The 17,658-nt window shown below is 67.9% G+C and carries 17 protein-coding genes; 2 read left to right on the top strand and 15 right to left on the bottom strand.

The window, feature by feature from the left end:
* Positions 1 to 13: 13 nt before the first annotated feature.
* The 13 genes from hfq to KGA65_RS13725 form a co-directional block, all read right to left on the bottom strand.
* On the bottom strand, positions 14 to 256 hold the full coding sequence (gene hfq / locus KGA65_RS13665) for an RNA chaperone Hfq (RefSeq protein ID WP_225863680.1): 243 nt from the start codon (positions 254 to 256) through the stop codon (positions 14 to 16).
* Positions 257 to 349: 93 nt separating this feature from the next.
* A complete protein-coding gene (der, locus tag KGA65_RS13670) occupies positions 350 to 1,690 on the bottom strand; it encodes a ribosome biogenesis GTPase Der (RefSeq protein WP_225863681.1) in 1,341 nt (446 codons plus the stop codon).
* Between the two features lie 24 nt (positions 1,691 to 1,714).
* A complete protein-coding gene (gene bamB / locus KGA65_RS13675; protein WP_225863682.1) occupies positions 1,715 to 2,845 on the bottom strand; it encodes an outer membrane protein assembly factor BamB in 1,131 nt (376 codons plus the stop codon).
* Entirely contained in the window at positions 2,842 to 3,504 is a 663-nt protein-coding gene (locus tag KGA65_RS13680) for a YfgM family protein (protein ID WP_225863683.1), read from the bottom strand. The genes bamB and KGA65_RS13680 overlap by 4 nt, the downstream gene beginning before the upstream one ends.
* A gap of 69 nt (positions 3,505 to 3,573) precedes the next feature.
* Positions 3,574 to 4,872, bottom strand: a complete 1,299-nt coding sequence (gene hisS, locus KGA65_RS13685; protein ID WP_225863684.1) for a histidine--tRNA ligase — start codon at positions 4,870 to 4,872, stop codon at positions 3,574 to 3,576.
* Between the two features lie 111 nt (positions 4,873 to 4,983).
* On the bottom strand, positions 4,984 to 6,285 hold the full coding sequence (gene ispG / locus KGA65_RS13690; RefSeq protein WP_225863685.1) for a flavodoxin-dependent (E)-4-hydroxy-3-methylbut-2-enyl-diphosphate synthase: 1,302 nt from the start codon (positions 6,283 to 6,285) through the stop codon (positions 4,984 to 4,986).
* 7 nt (positions 6,286 to 6,292) lie between these two features.
* Positions 6,293 to 7,234: a helix-turn-helix domain-containing protein gene (locus KGA65_RS13695; RefSeq protein WP_225863686.1), complete on the bottom strand. Its 942-nt coding sequence runs from the start codon at positions 7,232 to 7,234 to the stop codon at positions 6,293 to 6,295.
* Positions 7,227 to 8,027, bottom strand: coding sequence for a type IV pilus biogenesis/stability protein PilW (gene pilW, locus KGA65_RS13700; RefSeq protein WP_225863687.1), 801 nt, complete (start codon positions 8,025 to 8,027; stop codon positions 7,227 to 7,229). The genes KGA65_RS13695 and pilW overlap by 8 nt, the downstream gene beginning before the upstream one ends.
* A gap of 3 nt (positions 8,028 to 8,030) precedes the next feature.
* On the bottom strand, positions 8,031 to 9,167 hold the full coding sequence (rlmN, locus tag KGA65_RS13705; protein ID WP_225863688.1) for a dual-specificity RNA methyltransferase RlmN: 1,137 nt from the start codon (positions 9,165 to 9,167) through the stop codon (positions 8,031 to 8,033).
* A gap of 38 nt (positions 9,168 to 9,205) precedes the next feature.
* The gene (ndk, locus tag KGA65_RS13710) at positions 9,206 to 9,631 is read right to left on the bottom strand and encodes a nucleoside-diphosphate kinase (RefSeq protein WP_022979854.1); all 426 of its coding nucleotides are present in this window, start codon (positions 9,629 to 9,631) and stop codon (positions 9,206 to 9,208) included.
* Between the two features lie 78 nt (positions 9,632 to 9,709).
* Positions 9,710 to 11,680: a pseudouridine synthase gene (locus KGA65_RS13715; protein WP_225863689.1), complete on the bottom strand. Its 1,971-nt coding sequence runs from the start codon at positions 11,678 to 11,680 to the stop codon at positions 9,710 to 9,712.
* Positions 11,677 to 12,405, bottom strand: a complete 729-nt coding sequence (scpB, locus tag KGA65_RS13720) for an SMC-Scp complex subunit ScpB (RefSeq protein ID WP_225863690.1) — start codon at positions 12,403 to 12,405, stop codon at positions 11,677 to 11,679. The genes KGA65_RS13715 and scpB overlap by 4 nt, the downstream gene beginning before the upstream one ends.
* 307 nt (positions 12,406 to 12,712) lie before the next feature.
* Positions 12,713 to 13,690: an RluA family pseudouridine synthase gene (locus KGA65_RS13725; protein ID WP_255650550.1), complete on the bottom strand. Its 978-nt coding sequence runs from the start codon at positions 13,688 to 13,690 to the stop codon at positions 12,713 to 12,715.
* Between the two features lie 63 nt (positions 13,691 to 13,753).
* On the opposite strand from KGA65_RS13725, the gene KGA65_RS13730 reads away from it, so the two are divergent.
* Positions 13,754 to 14,557: an outer membrane protein assembly factor BamD gene (locus KGA65_RS13730; RefSeq protein WP_225863692.1), complete on the top strand. Its 804-nt coding sequence runs from the start codon at positions 13,754 to 13,756 to the stop codon at positions 14,555 to 14,557.
* A gap of 53 nt (positions 14,558 to 14,610) precedes the next feature.
* On the opposite strand, the gene yoaA is transcribed toward KGA65_RS13730, so the two are convergent.
* Positions 14,611 to 16,617, bottom strand: coding sequence for a DNA repair helicase YoaA (gene yoaA, locus KGA65_RS13735; RefSeq protein ID WP_225863693.1), 2,007 nt, complete (start codon positions 16,615 to 16,617; stop codon positions 14,611 to 14,613).
* A 4-nt stretch (positions 16,618 to 16,621) separates the two neighbouring features.
* Positions 16,622 to 16,777, bottom strand: coding sequence for an HP1242/YdcH family protein (locus tag KGA65_RS13740; protein ID WP_225864109.1), 156 nt, complete (start codon positions 16,775 to 16,777; stop codon positions 16,622 to 16,624).
* Between the two features lie 92 nt (positions 16,778 to 16,869).
* On the opposite strand from KGA65_RS13740, the gene KGA65_RS13745 reads away from it, so the two are divergent.
* Positions 16,870 to 17,637 carry a PP2C family protein-serine/threonine phosphatase gene (locus tag KGA65_RS13745; protein WP_225863694.1) on the top strand — a complete coding sequence of 256 codons (768 nt, stop codon included), beginning with the start codon at positions 16,870 to 16,872 and terminating at the stop codon, positions 17,635 to 17,637.
* Positions 17,638 to 17,658: the final 21 nt, after the last annotated feature.

Below are 17,658 nucleotides of genomic sequence, written 5' to 3' on the forward strand. Positions count from 1 at the left end.
CTCAGATCGGGGCTCAGTTGGCTTCGCCCGATTCGGCGGCGTGGAAGTTCACCGCACGGCCGGGCACGACCGTGGAGATGGCGTGCTTGTAGACCATTTGAGTGACCGTGTTGCGGAGCAAGACGACGTACTGGTCGAAGGACTCAATGTGGCCTTGGAGCTTGATGCCATTGACCAGATAGATGGAAACCGGAACGTGCTCCTTGCGCAGCAGGTTCAGGAAGGGGTCTTGTAGAAGTTGCCCTTTGTTGCTCACGATATGCTCCGTGTTGAAGAGAAAACAATGCTGTGCACCTTAACACAGCCTGCCCTGCCCCCACAGTCGAAAGGTTTGTGGGAGCGATTCCTGTCAGTGTTCGGAATCGGTGAAAGGGTTCCGTGAAAGCTTCATTTCAATGCGCAGCGGGGTGCCCACCAGCTTGAAGTGTTCACGGAAACGCCCTTCCAGGTAGCGCTTGTATGCATCGGTCACGTGTTCCAGCGAATTGCCGTGGATCACGATGATCGGCGGGTTCATGCCACCCTGGTGGGCATAGCGCAGCTTGGGCCGGAAGGTGCCGCTGCGCTTGGGCTGCTGATGCTGCACCGCCTCAAGCAGCAGACGGGTCAGCACCGGCGTGGGCATCTTGCAGGTGGCCGAGGCATGGGCGTCGGTGATCGCCTTCCACAGCGGCCCCAGGCCTTGGCGCTTCAAGGCCGAAATGTTGACGATCGGCGCGAAGCGCAGGAACGCCAGCCGCTGCTCGATCGAGCGCTCCAGCATCTGACGCTGGTAGCTGTCGATCGCATCCCACTTGTTGATTGCGATGACCACCGCTCGCCCGGAATCCAGAACGTAGCCCGCGATGTGGGCGTCCTGTTCGCTCACCCCCTGGGTGGCATCGATCATCAACACCACCACGTTGGCATCGGCAATCGCCTGCAGGGTCTTCACGACCGAGAACTTCTCGATCGCCTCGAACACCTTGCCCTTGCGCCGCAAACCGGCAGTGTCGATCAGCTCGAACTTCTGCCCCTGGCGCTCCAGCGGCACCTTGATGGCGTCCCGCGTGGTGCCTGGCATGTCGAAGGCAATCAGCCGGTCCTCCCCCAGCCAGGCGTTGATCAACGTGGACTTGCCAACGTTGGGTCGACCGGCCACGGCCAGGCGGATGGGCTTGTCGACACCGTCCTCTTCGTCCGCCGTCTCCTCTTCCTCGGGGAACTCCTCCAGCGCCGCTTCCAACAGGCTGCGGATCCCCTGGCCGTGCGCAGCCGAGACCGGGTGCGGCTCGCCCATGCCCAGCTCATGGAACTCGGCCAGATGGGGGGAATCCGTCATCCCTTCGGCCTTGTTCACGGCCAGCAGCACGCGCTTGTTGCACTGCCGCAGATAACGGGCGATGTCCTGATCCTGACCGGACAGGCCGGTGCGGACATCGGTCACGAGGATCACGACATCGGCTTCGGCCACGGCTTGCCGCGTCTGGCGGGCCATCTCCTTGACGATGCCCGTCGAGCTGTCAGGTTCGAAACCACCGGTGTCGATGACGATGAACTCGCGTGTGCCCAGGCGACCGTCGCCGTAGTGGCGGTCGCGGGTCAGACCGGCGAAGTCGGCGACGATCGCGTCGCGGCTCCGGGTCATCCGGTTGAACAGTGTCGACTTGCCCACGTTGGGGCGTCCGACCAGGGCAATGACGGGTTTCAAAACAGGCCTGAAAAAACGAAAGGGTTACTCGGGACGGAAGGCAAACAGCCCGCCGTCGTGGGTGGCCACCAGCACGGTGGTCCCGGACAGCACCGGCGTCCCCACGATGGCCGAGCCATCGGTGGGCAGGCGCAGCAGGATGTCACCGTTGCTGCGGGACAGAAAATGGATCTGGCCTTCCAGGTCACCGAAGACGACCGCGGTGCCCACCACCAGCGGCGCCGTCAGACGACGGTTGAGCAAGCGCTCGTTGGACCACAGGCTGACACCGTCGGCGCGACGCCGGGCGGTCACGCGGTCGGCCGCATCGGTGGCATAGACCTTGTCCTCGTCGGCCGCGACGCCGGCGGTCCCGGTCGTGCTGGTGTTCCAGGTGGTGGTGGCCGAGGCCGCGTCCACGCAGCCGACCGCCGTCTGGTAAGCCCGCACGCAGAACACGCTGCCCACCCGGGCCGAGGGTCCGATCAGGTCGGACAGTCGCTCGATCTCATTGGTGCCGCGCGGCAAGGCCACCGTGGCCTCCCAGCGCACCGCCCCCTTGAGCGGATCCAGCCCCATCAAGCGGTTGCCCTGCCCCACCAGCAAGGTGTCCTTGTAGGCGGTCAGCACGGAAGCCTGGGCCAGCGTCAGCGCATCGCCGGGGCGCCGCATCACCCACAGCAAGCGTCCGTCCTGAGCGTCGAAGGCTTGCACCGAACGGTCCACCCCCACCACGAACACCCGCTCCCCCGCCACCAGGGGCGCCGTGACGACCCGCACGCCCAGCTTGGCACGCCAGCGTTCGGTGCCCTGTTCCAGCGTCACCAACTCGTTGCGCCGGGTCACGACCGAGGTCCAACGGCCATCACTGCCCACACCGGCGCTCAGGTCATCGCCGACGCGAGTGTGCCAGACCTCGTGACCGTTGGCCGCATCCAGCGCCAGCACCGTGCCACCGCCATCGGCCGCAAAGAAGCGGTCCTTGGTCGCCACCAACGCCAGCGGAAACCCGACCTTGTCCGACAGCCGGGCCTGCCAGACCTGCCGGCCAGCAATCTGGGGCTTGATGACCTGCAGCGGCGCCGGCGGCAGCGTGTCCTTGGAAGCGCACCCGGCCAGCAGAGCCAACGCGGCCCCCAGCCAGAAGCCGCTCCGAATCCAGCAAGCGGCGTTCATTGTGCAGCTCCCGAGGCGGCCGGCTGGACACCAGCGGCAGTCAACTTGGCTTCGACCACACGGCGATAGTCCAGCTTGTCGCTCAGCGCATCCCAGGATTTCTTCCAGGCCGCCACGGCTTCGTCCTTCTTGCCCTGCGCGGCGAGCACATCACCCCGGCGATCGGCCACCAGCCCGTCGAAAGCCCCGGGCTTGACGGCATCGAGCTGCTTGAGCGCGCCGTCGGCATCCTTCTTGTCCAGCAGCAGGCCAGCCAACCGCAGGTGGGCCAGCGCGCGGTAGTCCTCGTCGCCGGCCTCGTCGGCCACCCAGGTCAGGGCCGCGATGGCTGCCTCCGCCTGTCCCTTGTCCGCCTCCACCTTGGCCGCCAGCAGACCGGCCTGCTGCGCATAGGTGGTGCGGCCGAAGCGGTCCTTCAGGTCCTTGAACACCCGACCGGCCTTGTCCGCGTCGCCGGCCTGAACAGCCTGATCCAGTTCATCGAACATCACCGCGGCCTTGCCCGCCTGATCCCGCTGCCACCAGTTCCAGCCGCTCCAGCCGGCAAAGGCCACCAGCACCAGCGTCACGGTCCAGGTGATCAGATTGCCGTATTGGCCCCAGAACGCCTTGACCGCGTCAATCTGTTCCTGTTCCTGAAGATCGAGATTCGTTGCCATGAAAACAGAGGCCCGCAGAACGCGGGCAAGAGGTGAAGTTGCGCCCCGCCGGAAGGCGGAGCGCGCTGATTATGCTTCGGCGCCAGCCTGACGCAGGTCAGGCCCCCAGGCAGACAGGTCCGCAAGCGGACGCAACACCTGTTCTGCACCGGCATCGCGCAGCGGCTTGACGGCCACCATGCCCTGCGCCAGTTCGTCGGCCCCGAACACCAGGGCATGACGGGCGCCGCTGGCATCGGCCTTCTTGAACTGCGACTTGAAGCTGCCCTGGCCTTCCTTGCCACCAGCATGCATCTGCACCCTCACGCCCAGCGCCCGCAAGGCTTCCAGCGCGGCAATGACCTGCGGCGCCGCGACCGCATCCGGCACCACGGCATAGACATCCGGCACCACCGGCGGCACGGCCACACCGCCATCCTCCAGCAACGCCAGCACCCGCTCGATGCCCATGCCCCAGCCCACGGCCGGCGCCGACTTGCCACCGATCTGTTCGATCAGCCCGTCGTAACGCCCCCCGGCGCAGACCGTTCCCTGTGCGCCCAGCCGGTCGGTCACCCACTCGAACACGGTCAGGTTGTAGTAGTCCATGCCGCGCACCAAGCGCGGATTGATCGTGTAGGGCTGGCCCACGGCGTCCAGGGCGGCCTTCACGCCCTCAAGGTGGGCCAACGAGGCCTCACCCAGATGCGCGAGCAGCTTGGGCGCGCCCTCCACCAAAGCCTGCATCGCCGGGTTCTTGGTGTCCAGGATGCGCAGCGGATTGCTGTAGAGGCGGCGCTTGGCGTCCTCGTCCAACTGGTCCGCATGGGCCTCGAAGTAGGCGATCAGCGCGGCCCGGTGGGCCTGCCGTTCGGCCGGCTGCCCCAGGCTGTTGATCTCCAGGCGCACATCGGTCAGCCCCAGCTCACGCCACAGCGTGCGGGCCATCAGAATGACCTCGGCATCGATGTCCGGCCCGGGGAAGCCCAGCGCCTCCACACCCACTTGGTGGAACTGGCGGTAGCGGCCCTTCTGCGGCCGTTCGTGGCGGAACATCGCCCCGATGTAGAAGAGACGCTTGGCGCCGTCGTACAGAAAGGAATGCTCGTTGACCGCGCGCACCACGCCGGCCGTGCCTTCGGGCCGCAGCGTCAGCTGGTCGCCATTGAGCTTGTCCTCGAAGGAGTACATCTCCTTCTCGACGATGTCGGTGACCTCGCCCAGCCCGCGCACGAACAGCGGCGTCGGCTCCACCAGCGGCGTGCGGATGTTCTGATAAGCGTAGCCCTGCATCACACGACGCACAGTCGCCTCGAACCATTCCCAGCGCGCCGATTCCGGCGGCAGGATGTCGTTCATGCCTTTGACGGCCTTGAGTGATTCGCTCATGAAGATTCGCAAGAGAGCGGCTGCGGCCCAGAGACCGCAACCAGACAACAAATGGGGATCACGCCCGCCCCTGCACGGGAGCGGACGCAGGCTGGCAGCGCGGTGACGACGTCAATGGGCGTCGGTGACGCTGCCGAAGCGACGTTCGATGTATTGCTCGACCACCGCCTGGAACTCGGTGGCGATGCCTTCCCCGCGCAGCGTCATGGCCTTCTCGCCATCAATGAAGACCGGGGCGGAGGGTGCCTCGCCGGTGCCCGGCAGGCTGATGCCGATGTCGGCGTGCTTGCTCTCGCCGGGGCCGTTGACGATGCAGCCCATCACGGCCACCTTCATCTGCTCGACCCCGGGGTACCTGGCACGCCAGACCGGCATCTGGGCCCGCAGGAAATCGTCGATCTGCTTGGCCAGCTCCTGGAACACGGTGCTGGTGGTGCGGCCGCAGCCGGGACAGGCGGTCACGCTGGGGTTGAAACTGCGCAGGCCCAGGGCCTGCAGGATCTCCATCGCCACTACGACTTCCTGGGTACGTGCCTCGCCGGGTTGCGGCGTCAGCGACACGCGGATCGTGTCACCAATGCCTTCCTGCAGCAGCACCGACAGCGCCGCGGCCGAGGCCACCGTGCCCTTGGTGCCCATGCCGGCCTCGGTCAGGCCCAGGTGCAGCGGATAGTCGCAGCGCTTCGCCAGCGCACGGTAGACCGCGATCAGGTCCTGCACGCCGCTGACCTTGCAGCTGATGATGATCTGGTTCGGGTCCAGGCCCACGTCCTGCGCCTGCGCAGCGGACTGCAGGGCCGACTGCACCAGGGCCTCGTACATGACCTGCCGAGCCTCCCAGGGCTTTGCCCGGCGGCTGTTGGTGTCCATCAGAGCGGCCAGCACCTCCTGATCCAGGCTGCCCCAGTTGACACCGATGCGCACCGGCTTGTTGTGGCGACAGGCCACCTCGACCATCTGGGCGAACTGCCGGTCGCCCTTGTCCCCCTTGCCCACGTTGCCGGGGTTGATGCGGTACTTGGACAAGGCTTCGGCACAAGCCGGGTAATCGGTCAGCAGGCGATGGCCGTTGTAATGGAAGTCCCCCACCAGCGGCACATCCACGCCCATGCGGTCCAGTTGCGCGCGGATCTCCGGTACCGCGGCAGCGGCCTCGGGCGTGTTGACCGTCAGGCGCACCAGCTCGGAACCTGCCCGCGCCAGCTCCTTGACCTGCACGGCCGTGCCGATCACATCCACCGTGTCGGTGTTGGTCATCGACTGCACCCGCACGGGTGCATCCCCCCCGACGGTCACCACGCGGTCCCCCCAAACCACCCGGGCCTGCCGTGAACGACGCGCCGCCGGTGCGGCCACCTCGATCGGGCGCTCGTCGGCGCCGTCCAGGTTCAGGGGACTGTCTTGTTCGGTCATCTCGTCATCACTTGAGTTCGAGGCGTGCGACGTTGTCGCGCGCCAGCGGCTTCAGGTCCACCGGTCGGCCCTGAAACACCACTTCGGTGCCGGCCACGTTGCCGACCTTCAGCCGCATGGGCAGCACGCCTTCGATGTTGATCATTTCCCCCTGGTGCAGGATGCGCCCCACCAGGGACTGGCCGGTCGCGTCGATCAGTTCGACCCAGCTGGGCGCCGCGGCCCGCAGCTGCACCATGCCATGCCCCGTCGGGGCAACGGGCGGCGCCGACGCGGCAGGCGCCACCACGCCAGAGGCCCCCAGCGGCGCCCCCGCCACGGCCGCCTCATGGGCTTCCGAGGCGCTGAGTGCCGGCGCCGAAGCGGTTGCCGCCGAAGACGCCACGGTCTCCATCGCCGCAGCCGACTGCCCCACCACGGAGGACGCCGCGCTGGCCACGGATTCGACGGCCGAGGCCACCGACGAAGCCGGCAAGGCCGTCTCGACCGTGGTCGTCAGCGAACCCCACTGAAACACCCCAGACGGCAGCAGCCACAGGGCGGCGGCCGCCAGCACCAGGACCACGACGGCGATCAGCAGTCCACGCTTCGAGCCCCCGTTGTCCACCAATTCACGCTGCGGCTGATCGGCCCGGAAACGCGCGTTGATACCCTGTCCGATCGTGCCCAACGGATCCACCTCGGCACGCGGCAGACGGGCCAGAACCGGCGCGGGGTCGATCTTCAGCGCCCGACAAGCCGCTTTGGCCAGGGCCCGCAGAAAGGTCGCGCCCTGCAGCTCATCGTAGCGGTCCGCTTCCAACGCCTCCAGCTTGGCTGCAGGAACCTTCAACACGGCCGCCAGGGCCGCCACATGCATGCCCTGCGCCTCACGGGCCGCGCGCAACAGTTGCCCCGCGGACGGGGAGGCCGAAGCGCCCGACACCGGCCCTTCGTTGCTATCAGTCATCGAATCGACCCTTTTCGTACAACAGGGTTTCCGGCGCTTCAGGGAAGCGGGCATGCAACTGCGAGCCCAGCACACGCACCTGCTCGGTCTGGCCCATCTTCTGCTCGATGCGCAAGGCCAGCCACAGGGTCTGCGCCGTCACCAGTTCATCAGACGCGTTGACGCGGCGGATGTAGAAACGGGCACGCTCATACTGTTGCTCACGGTAGAGCACCTCGGACAGATTCACCGCCACAGCCGGGTTGCTCGGATCCAGCTCGTAGGCCCGCTGCAGCGACTTCTCCGCCTCGGCCCAATGGGTGTTGCGGGCCTGGCACACGCCGCGGGCCAGCAGGCTGCGCTGCTGATCCCGGTAGTCCGGCTCCGCCGCCAGTCGTGCGAACTGGGTGTCCGCTTCGTCGTAACGGCGGCGCTGGCACAGGAACCAGGCGTAGTTGTGGACGGCGCTGTAGTCCCGCGGGTTGATCTGCAACCCTTGGCGGAAGCTGTCCTCGGCCAGTTCTGGCTGCTCCATGCTGGCGTAGATCAGACCGCGCAGGTTGTAGGCGGCGCTCGAATCCGGCTTCGCGGCCAGCGCCTTCTTGACGTCGTCCAGGGCGGCCTCGTTGTTGCCCCGGCTGAAATAGGCCGCGGCCAGTTCCATGTGCAGATCGGCCGACCGATCGGTCTTGGTCAGGTCTGAATCCGTCACCAGATCCTTGCGGGGCGCCTGCGCCGCGCATCCCGTCAACCACAACATGGCCACGGCCAAGGCACCCAGCCCAGCCTTGCGGCAGCAACCCATCCAGTTCATCGGCTACTTGACTCCCAACGGCACGATCGGAACAGGCAGGCGCTTCATGCGCTCGCCCACACGGGTCCGGTCCTGGACCTCCCCCGCGAGTTGACCACAAGCTGCGTCGATGTCATCGCCCCGCGTCTTGCGGATGGTGGTGATCAGGCCCGCGTCCTGCAGGATCTTGGCAAAACGCTGCACGCGTTCACGGGGGGAACGGTGCAGTCCCGACGCCGGAAAGGGATTGAAGGGAATCAGATTGAGCTTGCAGGGCACGTGGTGTTCCCCGCGCCCATGCACCAGCGCCAGCAAGGCGCGCGCATGCTCTTCGGTGTCATTGACACCTTCCAGCATGCAGTATTCAAAAGTGATGAAGTCCCGAGGCGCCGCCTGCAGGTAGCGCTTGCAGGCGGCCATCAGCTCCGCCAGCGGGTACTTGCGGTTGAGCGGCACCAGTTCATCGCGCAGCGCATCGGTGGGCGCGTGCAGCGACACGGCCAGGGCCACCGGGCAGTCCTCGCGCAGGCGGTCCATCATCGGCACCACGCCGGAGGTGGAGACCGTGACGCGGCGGCGCGACAGGCCGTAGCCGTGGTCGTCCAGCATCACCCGCAACGCGGGGAACAAGGCGCTGTAGTTCTGCAGCGGCTCGCCCATGCCCATCATCACCACGTTGGTGATGGCCCGCTCGCCGGCCGGCAGCTGCAGCCGTTCGCGCAAGCGGTGTTCGGCAAACCACAGCTGTGCCAGGATCTCCCCCGTCGTCAGGTTGCGACTGAAGCCCTGGTGGCCGGTGGAACAGAAGCGGCAGCCCACGGCACATCCCGCCTGGGAGGACACGCACAGCGTGCCCCGGTCATCTTCGGGGATGAACACCGATTCCACGGCGTTGCCGGCCCCGACGTCGAACAGCCACTTGGTCGTGCCGTCGGCCGAGATCTGCTCGGTCAGCAGCGGCAATGCACGGATCTCGGCCCGTCCGGCGAGCTTCTCGCGCAGGGACTTGGCCAGGTCCGTCATGGACGCGAAATCCTTCGCGCCCTTCTGGTGAATCCAGCGGAAGAGCTGGGTGGCGCGAAAACGCTTTTCGCCCAGCCCTTCGCAGTACGCACTCAGGCCATCCAGGTCATAGTCGAGCAGATTGACGACATCGTCCATGGACAGCCTCCTGTGGCGTGCGTGAGCCCTCGCGCCGATCAGCGCGAGTGGATGTTCATCGCCGGGAAGAAGAAGGCGATTTCGACTGCGGCGGTCTCGGCGGCGTCAGAGCCGTGCACGGCGTTGGCATCGATCGAGTCGGCGAAGTCGGCGCGGATGGTGCCCTTGTCGGCCTTCTTCGGGTCGGTGGCGCCCATCAGGTCGCGGTTCTTCAGAATGGCGCCTTCGCCTTCCAGCACTTGCACCATCACCGGGCCGGAGATCATGAAGCTCACCAGGTCCTTGAAGAAGGGGCGCGCCTTGTGCACGGCGTAGAAGGCCTCGGCATCGGCCTGCGACAGCTGCATCATGCGGGCAGCGATCACCTTCAGACCAGCGCCTTCGAAGCGGCTGTAGATCTGGCCGATGACGTTCTTGGCCACGGCGTCGGGCTTGATGATGGAGAGAGTGCGTTCGATGGCCATTGTGGTTTTCCTTGAAAGTTCGATGAGGGTTCGGACAAAGCGTGGAATTTTAGCCTTGCCGGCTGACATTCCTGCGAATCAACGGCGGCGGCGGCCACCGCCGCCCCCCTTGCCCTGGAGCTTGCGGGTGAAGGCATCCGCCCCGATGTACCCCACCGAGGTCTGCATCGGATCGGGCTGACGCTGGTTGCCACCGGCGCCGGCACCGCCCCCCTTGCCCTTGCCGCCACGGCCTCCGCCGCGGTTGTCCTGCACGAAACGACGGTCGTAGGTCTGCTGCAGCGGGTTCGGGATCGGGCCGTCCTCGAAATCATCGTCGCGCACGGACGCACTGCGTTCGCGCTGGATGGCCCGGCGGTCGTAGGTCTGTTGCAGCGGGTTCGGAATGCGGCTCGGATCCCCCGGCTCACGCAGCTCACGCGGCGCCATGTCCCCCTGTTCAGGGCGGCCGCCGTTGCGGTCGCGATCCCGTTCGTTCCGGCGTCCGCCCTCGGGGCGATCCCGGCGCTGCTCATTGCCGCGCGCCTTGCCGCCACGCTCATCGGCCCGCGGGCCACGTCCTCCGGCCGGCTGTCCCCCCTGCGCCTTGCGGCCATCGCGCCGGCCACCCTCGTTGCGCCCGCCTTCGTTGCGCCCGCCCTCGCTGCGGCCTGTGCCTGCAACGTCGGTCAGGCGGCGCAAGGCCTTCACATCCGCCTCGCCCAGGTCCACCCAATCGCCCCGCTTGAGACCACGCGGCAGCACCACGCAGCCATAGCGGATCCGGATCAGCCGGCTCACGGTCAGGCCGACCGCATCGAACAGCTTGCGCACCTCGCGGTTGCGGCCTTCGGTGATGACAACCCGGTACCAGCGGTTCACGCCTTCACCACCGCCATCCTCGATGCTCTTGAAGGCAGCCGCCTGGCCGTCGATCTCGACCCCGGCCAGCAGACGCTCGCGTGCCTCCTTTTCCAGCGAGCCCAGCACGCGCACCGCGTACTCGCGCTCCACGCCGAAACGAGGGTGCATCAGCTTGTTGGCCAGATCCCCCGAGGTGGTGAACAGCAGCAGGCCTTCGGTGTTGATGTCCAGTCGGCCCACCGACTGCCACTTGCCCTGCCCCAGACGCGGCAGCTTGCGGAACACCGTGGGACGCTGCTGCGGATCGTCGTGGCTGACCACTTCGCCCGCGAGCTTGTGATAGGCGATCACACGCGCCGGCGGCGGCGCGATGCGCACCCGCACCGGCTTGCCATCGATCGCGACCCGGTCGCCAAACGACACCCGCATGCCCGTGTGCGCGACCTCGTCGTTCACCGTGACACGCCCCTCCTGGATCATCTGCTCCATGTCGCGCCGCGAACCGATGCCGGACTGAGCCAGCACCTTGTGCAGCTTGGGCGCATCGGCATCGGGCAGCAGCACACGCTTCTCAGCCTGCGGCTCGGCCGACACGGCCTCTGCCTCAGCGGCCGGCTCCGCGGCACCGTCGAACTCGCCGGCCACGACGGCGGCGAACAGCTCCCCGGCTTCGACCGGCGCCGGCGCCGCATCAGCCACCGGCGCAGCACCCACGCCTTCGCCGTCCTCCTCCCGGCGCGCACCTCGACGGCCACGGCGGCGGTTGCGGGAACGGCCTCCCGCCTCCGCTTCGCCCCCGGCCTCGTCCGGCGTGGACTCGCCTTGCGCCCCTTCCGCGGCTTGCGCCACGACGGATTCGGACGGTACGACCGCGGCAATCACCGGCGGACGTTCGGGTTCAGCCTCGGCAGCCGGTGCCTGCTCGGGCAGGGACTCGACCGGCGCGGACACGGCCGTCTCCGCCACCGGCTCGACACCCTCGGCGGCCACGACCTTCTTGCGCGGAGCCCGTTTGCGGGCCGGCTTGGCCGCCACCTCGTCGGCCACGGCTTCCGACGGTGGCGTCACCACAGGCGCCATGTCGGTCTGCTCGGACGGCTCGGCCGCCGCCACGACCTTGCGGGTGCGGGTGCGCTTCTTGGGGGCATCGGCAGCAGGCACATCGGCCTGCGGCGATTGCGGATTGTCTTGATCGGCGTCGTTCATGCTTCGGGGGGGGTTGATTCGTGATTCGCACCGGAGGCGACGGCGCCCCCAGCGGGTGATTCGGTGGCCGGCAGGTCAGCCGGCGGCAATGCCAAGTGGGGCGGCGCGGCCACAGCCTCACCGCCGGCGGATTCGGGCACCTCAAGGGGCAGTTCGCCCTGCTCGCCCAACAGGTCAGGCTGGCCACCCAGCCCCACCAGTGCCTCCAGCCCACCAGGGCCTTCCAGCAGCGGCAACTGATCCAGGCTGGACAGGCCCAGGTCATCCAGAAACTGGCGCGTCGTGGCGTAGAGTGCCGGCCGGCCCGGCGCATCCCGGTGCCCGATGGCTTCGATCCAGTTGCGGTCTTCCAGCTGTTTCATGATCTGGCTGGAAACGACCACGCCCCGGATGTCCTCGATGTCGCCCCGGGTGACAGGCTGCCGGTAGGCAATGATGGCCAGCGTCTCCAGCACCGCCCGGGAATAGCGCGGCGGCTTCTCCGGATTCAGCCGGTCCAGGTACTCACGCAGCTCCGGCCGGCTCTGGAAGCGCCAGCCGGTGGCCACGCGCACCAACTCCACGCCGCGCCCGGACCAGTCGCCCATCAGCTCATCGAGCAGCATGCGCAGCGAGTCCGCACCCAGCTGGTCGTCGAACAGCACCCGCATGTCCCGCACCGACAGGGGCTGGCTGGCACAAATCAGTGCCGTTTCGAGAACGCGCTTGGCATCCTGAGTGTTCATCGACAACGCATCGCGATGCCGCTCATACCGGGCGGCGTGTTCGTGGAACCGCGCATCAGGCGCGGATGCATGTGCTCGGACGTCCGCACCCACATTCGGGGTACCTGGGGACGGGCAAGGATTCAGGTCTACAGGGCCGGAGCCCACTGCAACCGGCGGGGCCACCAGGGGATCAAGGCACCGCCCCGCTCCGGCCGTCATGGGACCGTGGCCGGGTCTGGCGAACCACGCCAGCGCCCTCAAAGCCAAGACGACCCAATGCTTGGACCGCCATTGTATTACAGCTGTGGCCTCCGCCACCAGCAGGTCAGGTCTGTGCGTTTTTCACCACAGCCGCCCAGGCGATCGACAGGTCGGCGGGCAGGGGCGCCTCGAAGTGCAGCGGCTCACGGCTGATGGGGTGGGCAAAGGCCAGCTCGGCCGCGTGCAAGGCCTGACGCTGCAGCCCCAGGGCAGGACACCCCCCATACAGCGCATCGGCCACCAACGGATGCCCCTGCTGGGACAGGTGGACGCGGATCTGGTGCGTCCGGCCGGTGTGCAACTTGCAGCGGATGGCACTGATCTGCCCATCGAACCCGACCGGCTCGACGTCCGTGCGGGCCGGCTTGCCCGACGCCACCACCGCCATGCGGGTGCGCAGCGCGGGATCGCGGCCGATCGGCGCCTCCACCGTGAACGGCCGGCGCCCCACATCCCCATGGGCCAGGGCCATGTAGCGGCGATGGATGTCGCGCTGCGCCATGTCACGCACCAGCGCCGTCACCGCTTCCAGCGTGCGGCCGACCACCATCAGGCCCGAGGTGTCCTTGTCGAGCCGATGCACGATGCCCGCCCGCGGCAGCTGCGCGGCCCGGGGGTCGCGTGCCAGCAGGCCGTTGAGCAGCGTGCCCGACCAGTTGCCGGCCGCGGGATGCACCACCAGCCCGGCCGGCTTGTTGACCACCAGCACATGCACATCCTCGTAGACCACCTCGATCGGCAAGGCCTCCGGGCGGTAGGCCAGGCTTTCGGCCGGCGGCACCAGCCGCACCTCCAGCCGCTGGCCCGCCCGCAGCTTGCGCGAAGAGACGGTGGCGGGCTGGCCATCCAGGGTGACTTCCCCGGCCTCAACCAGACCCTGCAGGTGGCTGCGGGAGAACTCCGGCACCAGGACGGCCAGCACGCGATCCAGGCGCTGGCCATGGGCGGCAGCGTCCACCACCTGCCCGCGGCGCTCGAACTCGCTGTCCAGCTCGACGTCGTCTGTGTTCGGCACGGGGTCGGCCCGCTCACTGCCACTCATATAATCGTCCGACCTTTCGTCCGCTTCCAGCGTGTCGCGGTCACCCTGGTGACCGCCCGACCCATGACCCAAACCCTGCCCCGAGCTTTCTCCCGCGCCGCATTGACGGCACTGCTGGTGACCCTGGCTGCCTGCAGCGCCCTGAAAGATCCCGAGATCAAGGGCACTGCCGAAGAATTGTATGCAACGGGCAAGTCGGAGATGGCTTCCAGCAACTGGCCCAATGCCATCAAGTACCTGGAAAAGGTCGAAGGACGCGCGGGCGGTGGCCTGATCGCGCAGCAGTCCCAGCTGGACCTGGCCTATGCCTACTGGAAGTCCGGTGAGAAGGCCCAGGCCCTGAGCACGCTGGACCGCTTCATCAAGCTCAACCCGTCCAGCCCGGGGCTGGATTACGCGCTGTACCTGCGCGGCATGGTGAACTTCATCGACGACTCGGGCATGCTGGCCTCACTGACGCGCCAGACCATGTCGGAGCGGGACCAGCAGGCCTCGCGCGAGGCCTACCAGTCCTTCAAGCAGCTGGTTGACCAGTTCCCGGACTCGCGCTACGCCGCCGATGCCCGCTTGCGCATGGACTACATGGTGAACATGCTGGCCGAGTACGAGGTGCAGGTGGCCCGCTACTACCTGCGCCGCGGCGCCCTGGTGGCGGCGGCCAACCGGGCCCAGCAGGCCCTCACCACCTATCCGCAGACTCCCGCCACCGAAGAGGCGCTGTACATCCTGGCCCAGGCCTATGACCGGCTGGGGCTGGACAAGCTGCGCGACGACACCGACCGCGTGCTGAAGCTGAACTTCCCGGAGAGCCCGCTGCTCCGCCAAGGGCCGCAGGCCCGGGACAAGGCCTGGTGGCAGCTCTGGTAAGCCGACGCCCTCCCCGCTCTTGATCCCACGGCCCGTTCAGGGCCGTGATCGTTTCAGCCAGCGGTGTGCGCCGCCGCCAGCTCGCGCAACCAGCTCAGGGCCTGCTCACCGCTGGACAGCATGGCCATCGGCGGCAGCGCGGCCAGCAGGCGGGCGCCATAGCGGGCCTGCAGCAGGCGAACGTCGCACAGCACCAGCAACCCGTGGTCGGTCTCCGTGCGGATCAGTCGTCCGGCCCCTTGCTTGAGGGCGATCGCGGCCTCCGCCACGAAGTAGTCGTTGAAGGCATCGCGCCCCTGGCTCTTGAGTTGGCGCACGCGCGCCTCCACCAGCGGGTCGTTGGGGGGCGGAAATGGCAGCTTGTCGATCACGACGCACTGCAAGGCCTGGCCGGGCACGTCGATGCCCTCCCAGAAGCTGTGCGACCCCACCAGCACGCAGCCTCCCTCCTGGAAGCGCTGCAACAAGCTGCGCTTGGCCGCCGTGCCCTGCACCAGCACCTCCAGGGTGCTGCCCAGGGCCTTGAGCTCCCCGGTCAGGGCCTCGGCGACCGTGCGCATGGCCCGCAGCGTGGTGGTCAGCACAAAGGTGCGCCCGCCCAGCGCATGGGCGCAGTGGGCCGACGCCCGCCCCACCATCACCGGGTGGGCCGGCTCGTTGGGCTGCGGGAAGCGGGGCGGCACATAGACCCGGGCATGGTGCGGGTAGTCGAACGGGCTGCCGACCCGCAACTTGCGGGCATCGTCCAGCCCCGCGGCCTCGCTGAACCAGCTCAGGTCCGCGTCGTCCCCCAGCGTGGCGGATGTGAAGACCCAGGCCCGGTGGCCCTGGGCACGCTGCTCGCCCATCATGCTGCGGATGTCCAGCGGTGACTCGATCAGCCGGGCCTGGTGCGGTGTCAGGTCCACCCAGCGCACCCGCTCGGGAGGGGTCTCCTGCCCGAAACGGGCCACCTGACCCAGCAGGCCCTGGGCACGCGCCTGCAGCTTGGCGAAATCCGGCGAACTGCCGGCCACCAGCTCCAGGGCCGCCCCCGCGGCACGAAGCCGCTCGGCCAGTGTCTCCAGCCCCTGGGCCAGACGGGCCGCGCGGCCACCGCCCGCCACCTCATCCCAGCGCAGGCGCAACACGCCTCGCACCTCGTGATGGGCGCCGGCCACCACCAGCCTCAGCTCGCGAGCGGCCTGCTCGCAGCCGGTGGACAACTCGGCCCAAGGCGCTTGGCCACGGGCCTGCTGCAGCCCCGCCGCCAGCAGGTCCTGCGCAAAATCGGTCACCTGCCCGGTCCCCAGGGTCTGGCCCAGGAACTGGACCCCGGCTTCGACCATCTGATGGGCTTCGTCGAACACGGCGATGTCGACCGTGGGCAGCAACTCAGCCACCCCACTGTCGCGCAAAGCCAGGTCGGCGAAGAACAGGTGGTGGTTCACCACCACCACATCGGCCGCCATGGCCTCCCGCCGGGCCTTCATCACATGGCAGGCGTGGTACTCCCCGCACTCGCTGCCCAGGCAGTTGTCGCGGGTGGACGTGACCAGGGGAATGACCTCGGAGCGCTCGTCCAGCCCCTCGAGCTCGCTGATGTCGCCGCTGGTGGTGGCCTGGGCCCAGCTTTCGATGCGCGCCAGCGCCCGCACCGCGAACCGATCCGGCAGGACAGCGCCTTCGCGGGCTTGCACCAGCCGGTGGCGGCACAGATAGCTGGCCCGCCCCTTCAGCAGCGCCACCGTCACCGGCAGCTTCAGCAGATCGCGCAGCCGCGGCAGGTCCCGGAAGAACAGCTGATCCTGCAGGCTCTTGGTGGCCGTGCTGACCAGCGTGCGGCGGCCGGACAGGAGCACGGGCAGCAGGTAGGCGTAGGTCTTGCCCACCCCGGTGCCGGCCTCGGCCACCAGGGCCTCGCGCCGCTCGATGGTCTCGGCCACGGCGGTCGCCAGGTCGGTCTGGGCGGCACGCGGCAGAAAGCCGACATCGGCCAGGGCCAGGGGGCCTTCCACCGACAGGGCTGCCTGCACCGCCGCGACGAGGTCGGCGGGCGCACTGGAAACAGCGTCACTCATCCGGTCAGGCAGGTTCAGGAGGCTCCAGCATCGCCTCCAACTGGGCGATCTGGTCGCGCAAGGCCAGACGTTGCTTCTTCAAGCGCCTCAACGTGAGCTCGTCAGGTCCGTCCAAGGGACCTGCACCGTCGATACGGCTGTCCAGCTCGGCATGCACCATGCGCAACTCGATCAGTCGCCGGAGGGGCGAATGGAGATTGTCGGGCGGGGAAAGATCGGCGTTCACAGGTCGATGAGTTTATATTGCACCCCATGACAACGACATCCCAGGGCTACCGGATTTCTGCCGCCACCGGTATCCACAAGGGCGACCGGGCCTACCAGCAGGATCAGGTCATCATCCTGGCGCACCCGCAGGTGTCCGGCTGCGCCCTGGCCCTGGTGGCCGATGGGATGGGGGGCAAGAGTGGCGGTCGCACGGCCTCGGACCAGGTGGTGATGACCGCCAAGCAGGTGTTTGAGCGCTACACGCCCGCCACCGACGATCCTTCGGTCATGCTGCATCAGCTGGTGGTGGAGTCCCACCTGATGATCAAGCTGACCGCGATCACGGCCGACGAGGAGCCGCACAGCACGCTGGCGGCCTTTCTGGTGCTGCCCGACCGCAGCGCCTACTCGGTGCATGCGGGCGACTCGCGCGTCTACCATTTCCGCGGCGCCGAGATGCTGCGCCGCACGATCGACCACTCCTACGTGCAGCGCCTGATCGACGAAGGCAAGATCACCGAGGCCCAGGCCAACACCCATCCGCAGGCCAACCTGCTGACCGGCTGCCTGGGCACCCAGCAGGATCCGCCGGTGGAGATCACCCCGCTGGACCGGATCGAGGTGGGGGACACCTTGCTGGCCTGCTCGGACGGCCTGTGGCACTACCTGACCCCGCGTGAACTGGGCGCCATCGTCAGCGCGCTGCCGCCGCGCGAGGCCAGCGAGATGCTGATCGGCAAGGCCCGTCAGCGCGCCCGCGGGATGGGCGACAACCTGTCGCTCGCCCTGGTGCGCTTCGACGCCATCGCCTGAGCGCACCGCCCCGGAGCCGTC

This window comes from Ideonella benzenivorans (genome assembly GCF_020387415.1).
GTDB lineage: Bacteria > Pseudomonadota > Gammaproteobacteria > Burkholderiales > Burkholderiaceae_C > Ideonella > Ideonella benzenivorans.

Bases quoted from the DNA above. Each gene is read 5' to 3' on its own strand.
- bamB (WP_225863682.1), bottom strand. From the start codon at position 2,845: ATGAACGCCGCTTGCTGGATTCGGAGCGGCTTCTGGCTGGGGGCCGCG.
- KGA65_RS13680 (WP_225863683.1), bottom strand. From the start codon at position 3,504: ATGGCAACGAATCTCGATCTTCAGGAACAGGAACAGATTGACGCGGTC.
- hisS (WP_225863684.1), bottom strand. From the start codon at position 4,872: ATGAGCGAATCACTCAAGGCCGTCAAAGGCATGAACGACATCCTGCCG.
- ispG (WP_225863685.1), bottom strand. From the start codon at position 6,285: ATGACCGAACAAGACAGTCCCCTGAACCTGGACGGCGCCGACGAGCGC.
- KGA65_RS13695 (WP_225863686.1), bottom strand. From the start codon at position 7,234: ATGACTGATAGCAACGAAGGGCCGGTGTCGGGCGCTTCGGCCTCCCCG.
- pilW (WP_225863687.1), bottom strand. From the start codon at position 8,027: ATGAACTGGATGGGTTGCTGCCGCAAGGCTGGGCTGGGTGCCTTGGCC.
- rlmN (WP_225863688.1), bottom strand. From the start codon at position 9,167: ATGGACGATGTCGTCAATCTGCTCGACTATGACCTGGATGGCCTGAGT.
- ndk (WP_022979854.1), bottom strand. From the start codon at position 9,631: ATGGCCATCGAACGCACTCTCTCCATCATCAAGCCCGACGCCGTGGCC.
- KGA65_RS13715 (WP_225863689.1), bottom strand. From the start codon at position 11,680: ATGAACGACGCCGATCAAGACAATCCGCAATCGCCGCAGGCCGATGTG.
- scpB (WP_225863690.1), bottom strand. From the start codon at position 12,405: ATGAACACTCAGGATGCCAAGCGCGTTCTCGAAACGGCACTGATTTGT.
- KGA65_RS13725 (WP_255650550.1), bottom strand. From the start codon at position 13,690: ATGAGTGGCAGTGAGCGGGCCGACCCCGTGCCGAACACAGACGACGTC.
- KGA65_RS13730 (WP_225863692.1), top strand. From the start codon at position 13,754: ATGACCCAAACCCTGCCCCGAGCTTTCTCCCGCGCCGCATTGACGGCA.
- yoaA (WP_225863693.1), bottom strand. From the start codon at position 16,617: ATGAGTGACGCTGTTTCCAGTGCGCCCGCCGACCTCGTCGCGGCGGTG.
- KGA65_RS13740 (WP_225864109.1), bottom strand. From the start codon at position 16,777: ATGGTGCATGCCGAGCTGGACAGCCGTATCGACGGTGCAGGTCCCTTG.
- KGA65_RS13745 (WP_225863694.1), top strand. From the start codon at position 16,870: ATGACAACGACATCCCAGGGCTACCGGATTTCTGCCGCCACCGGTATC.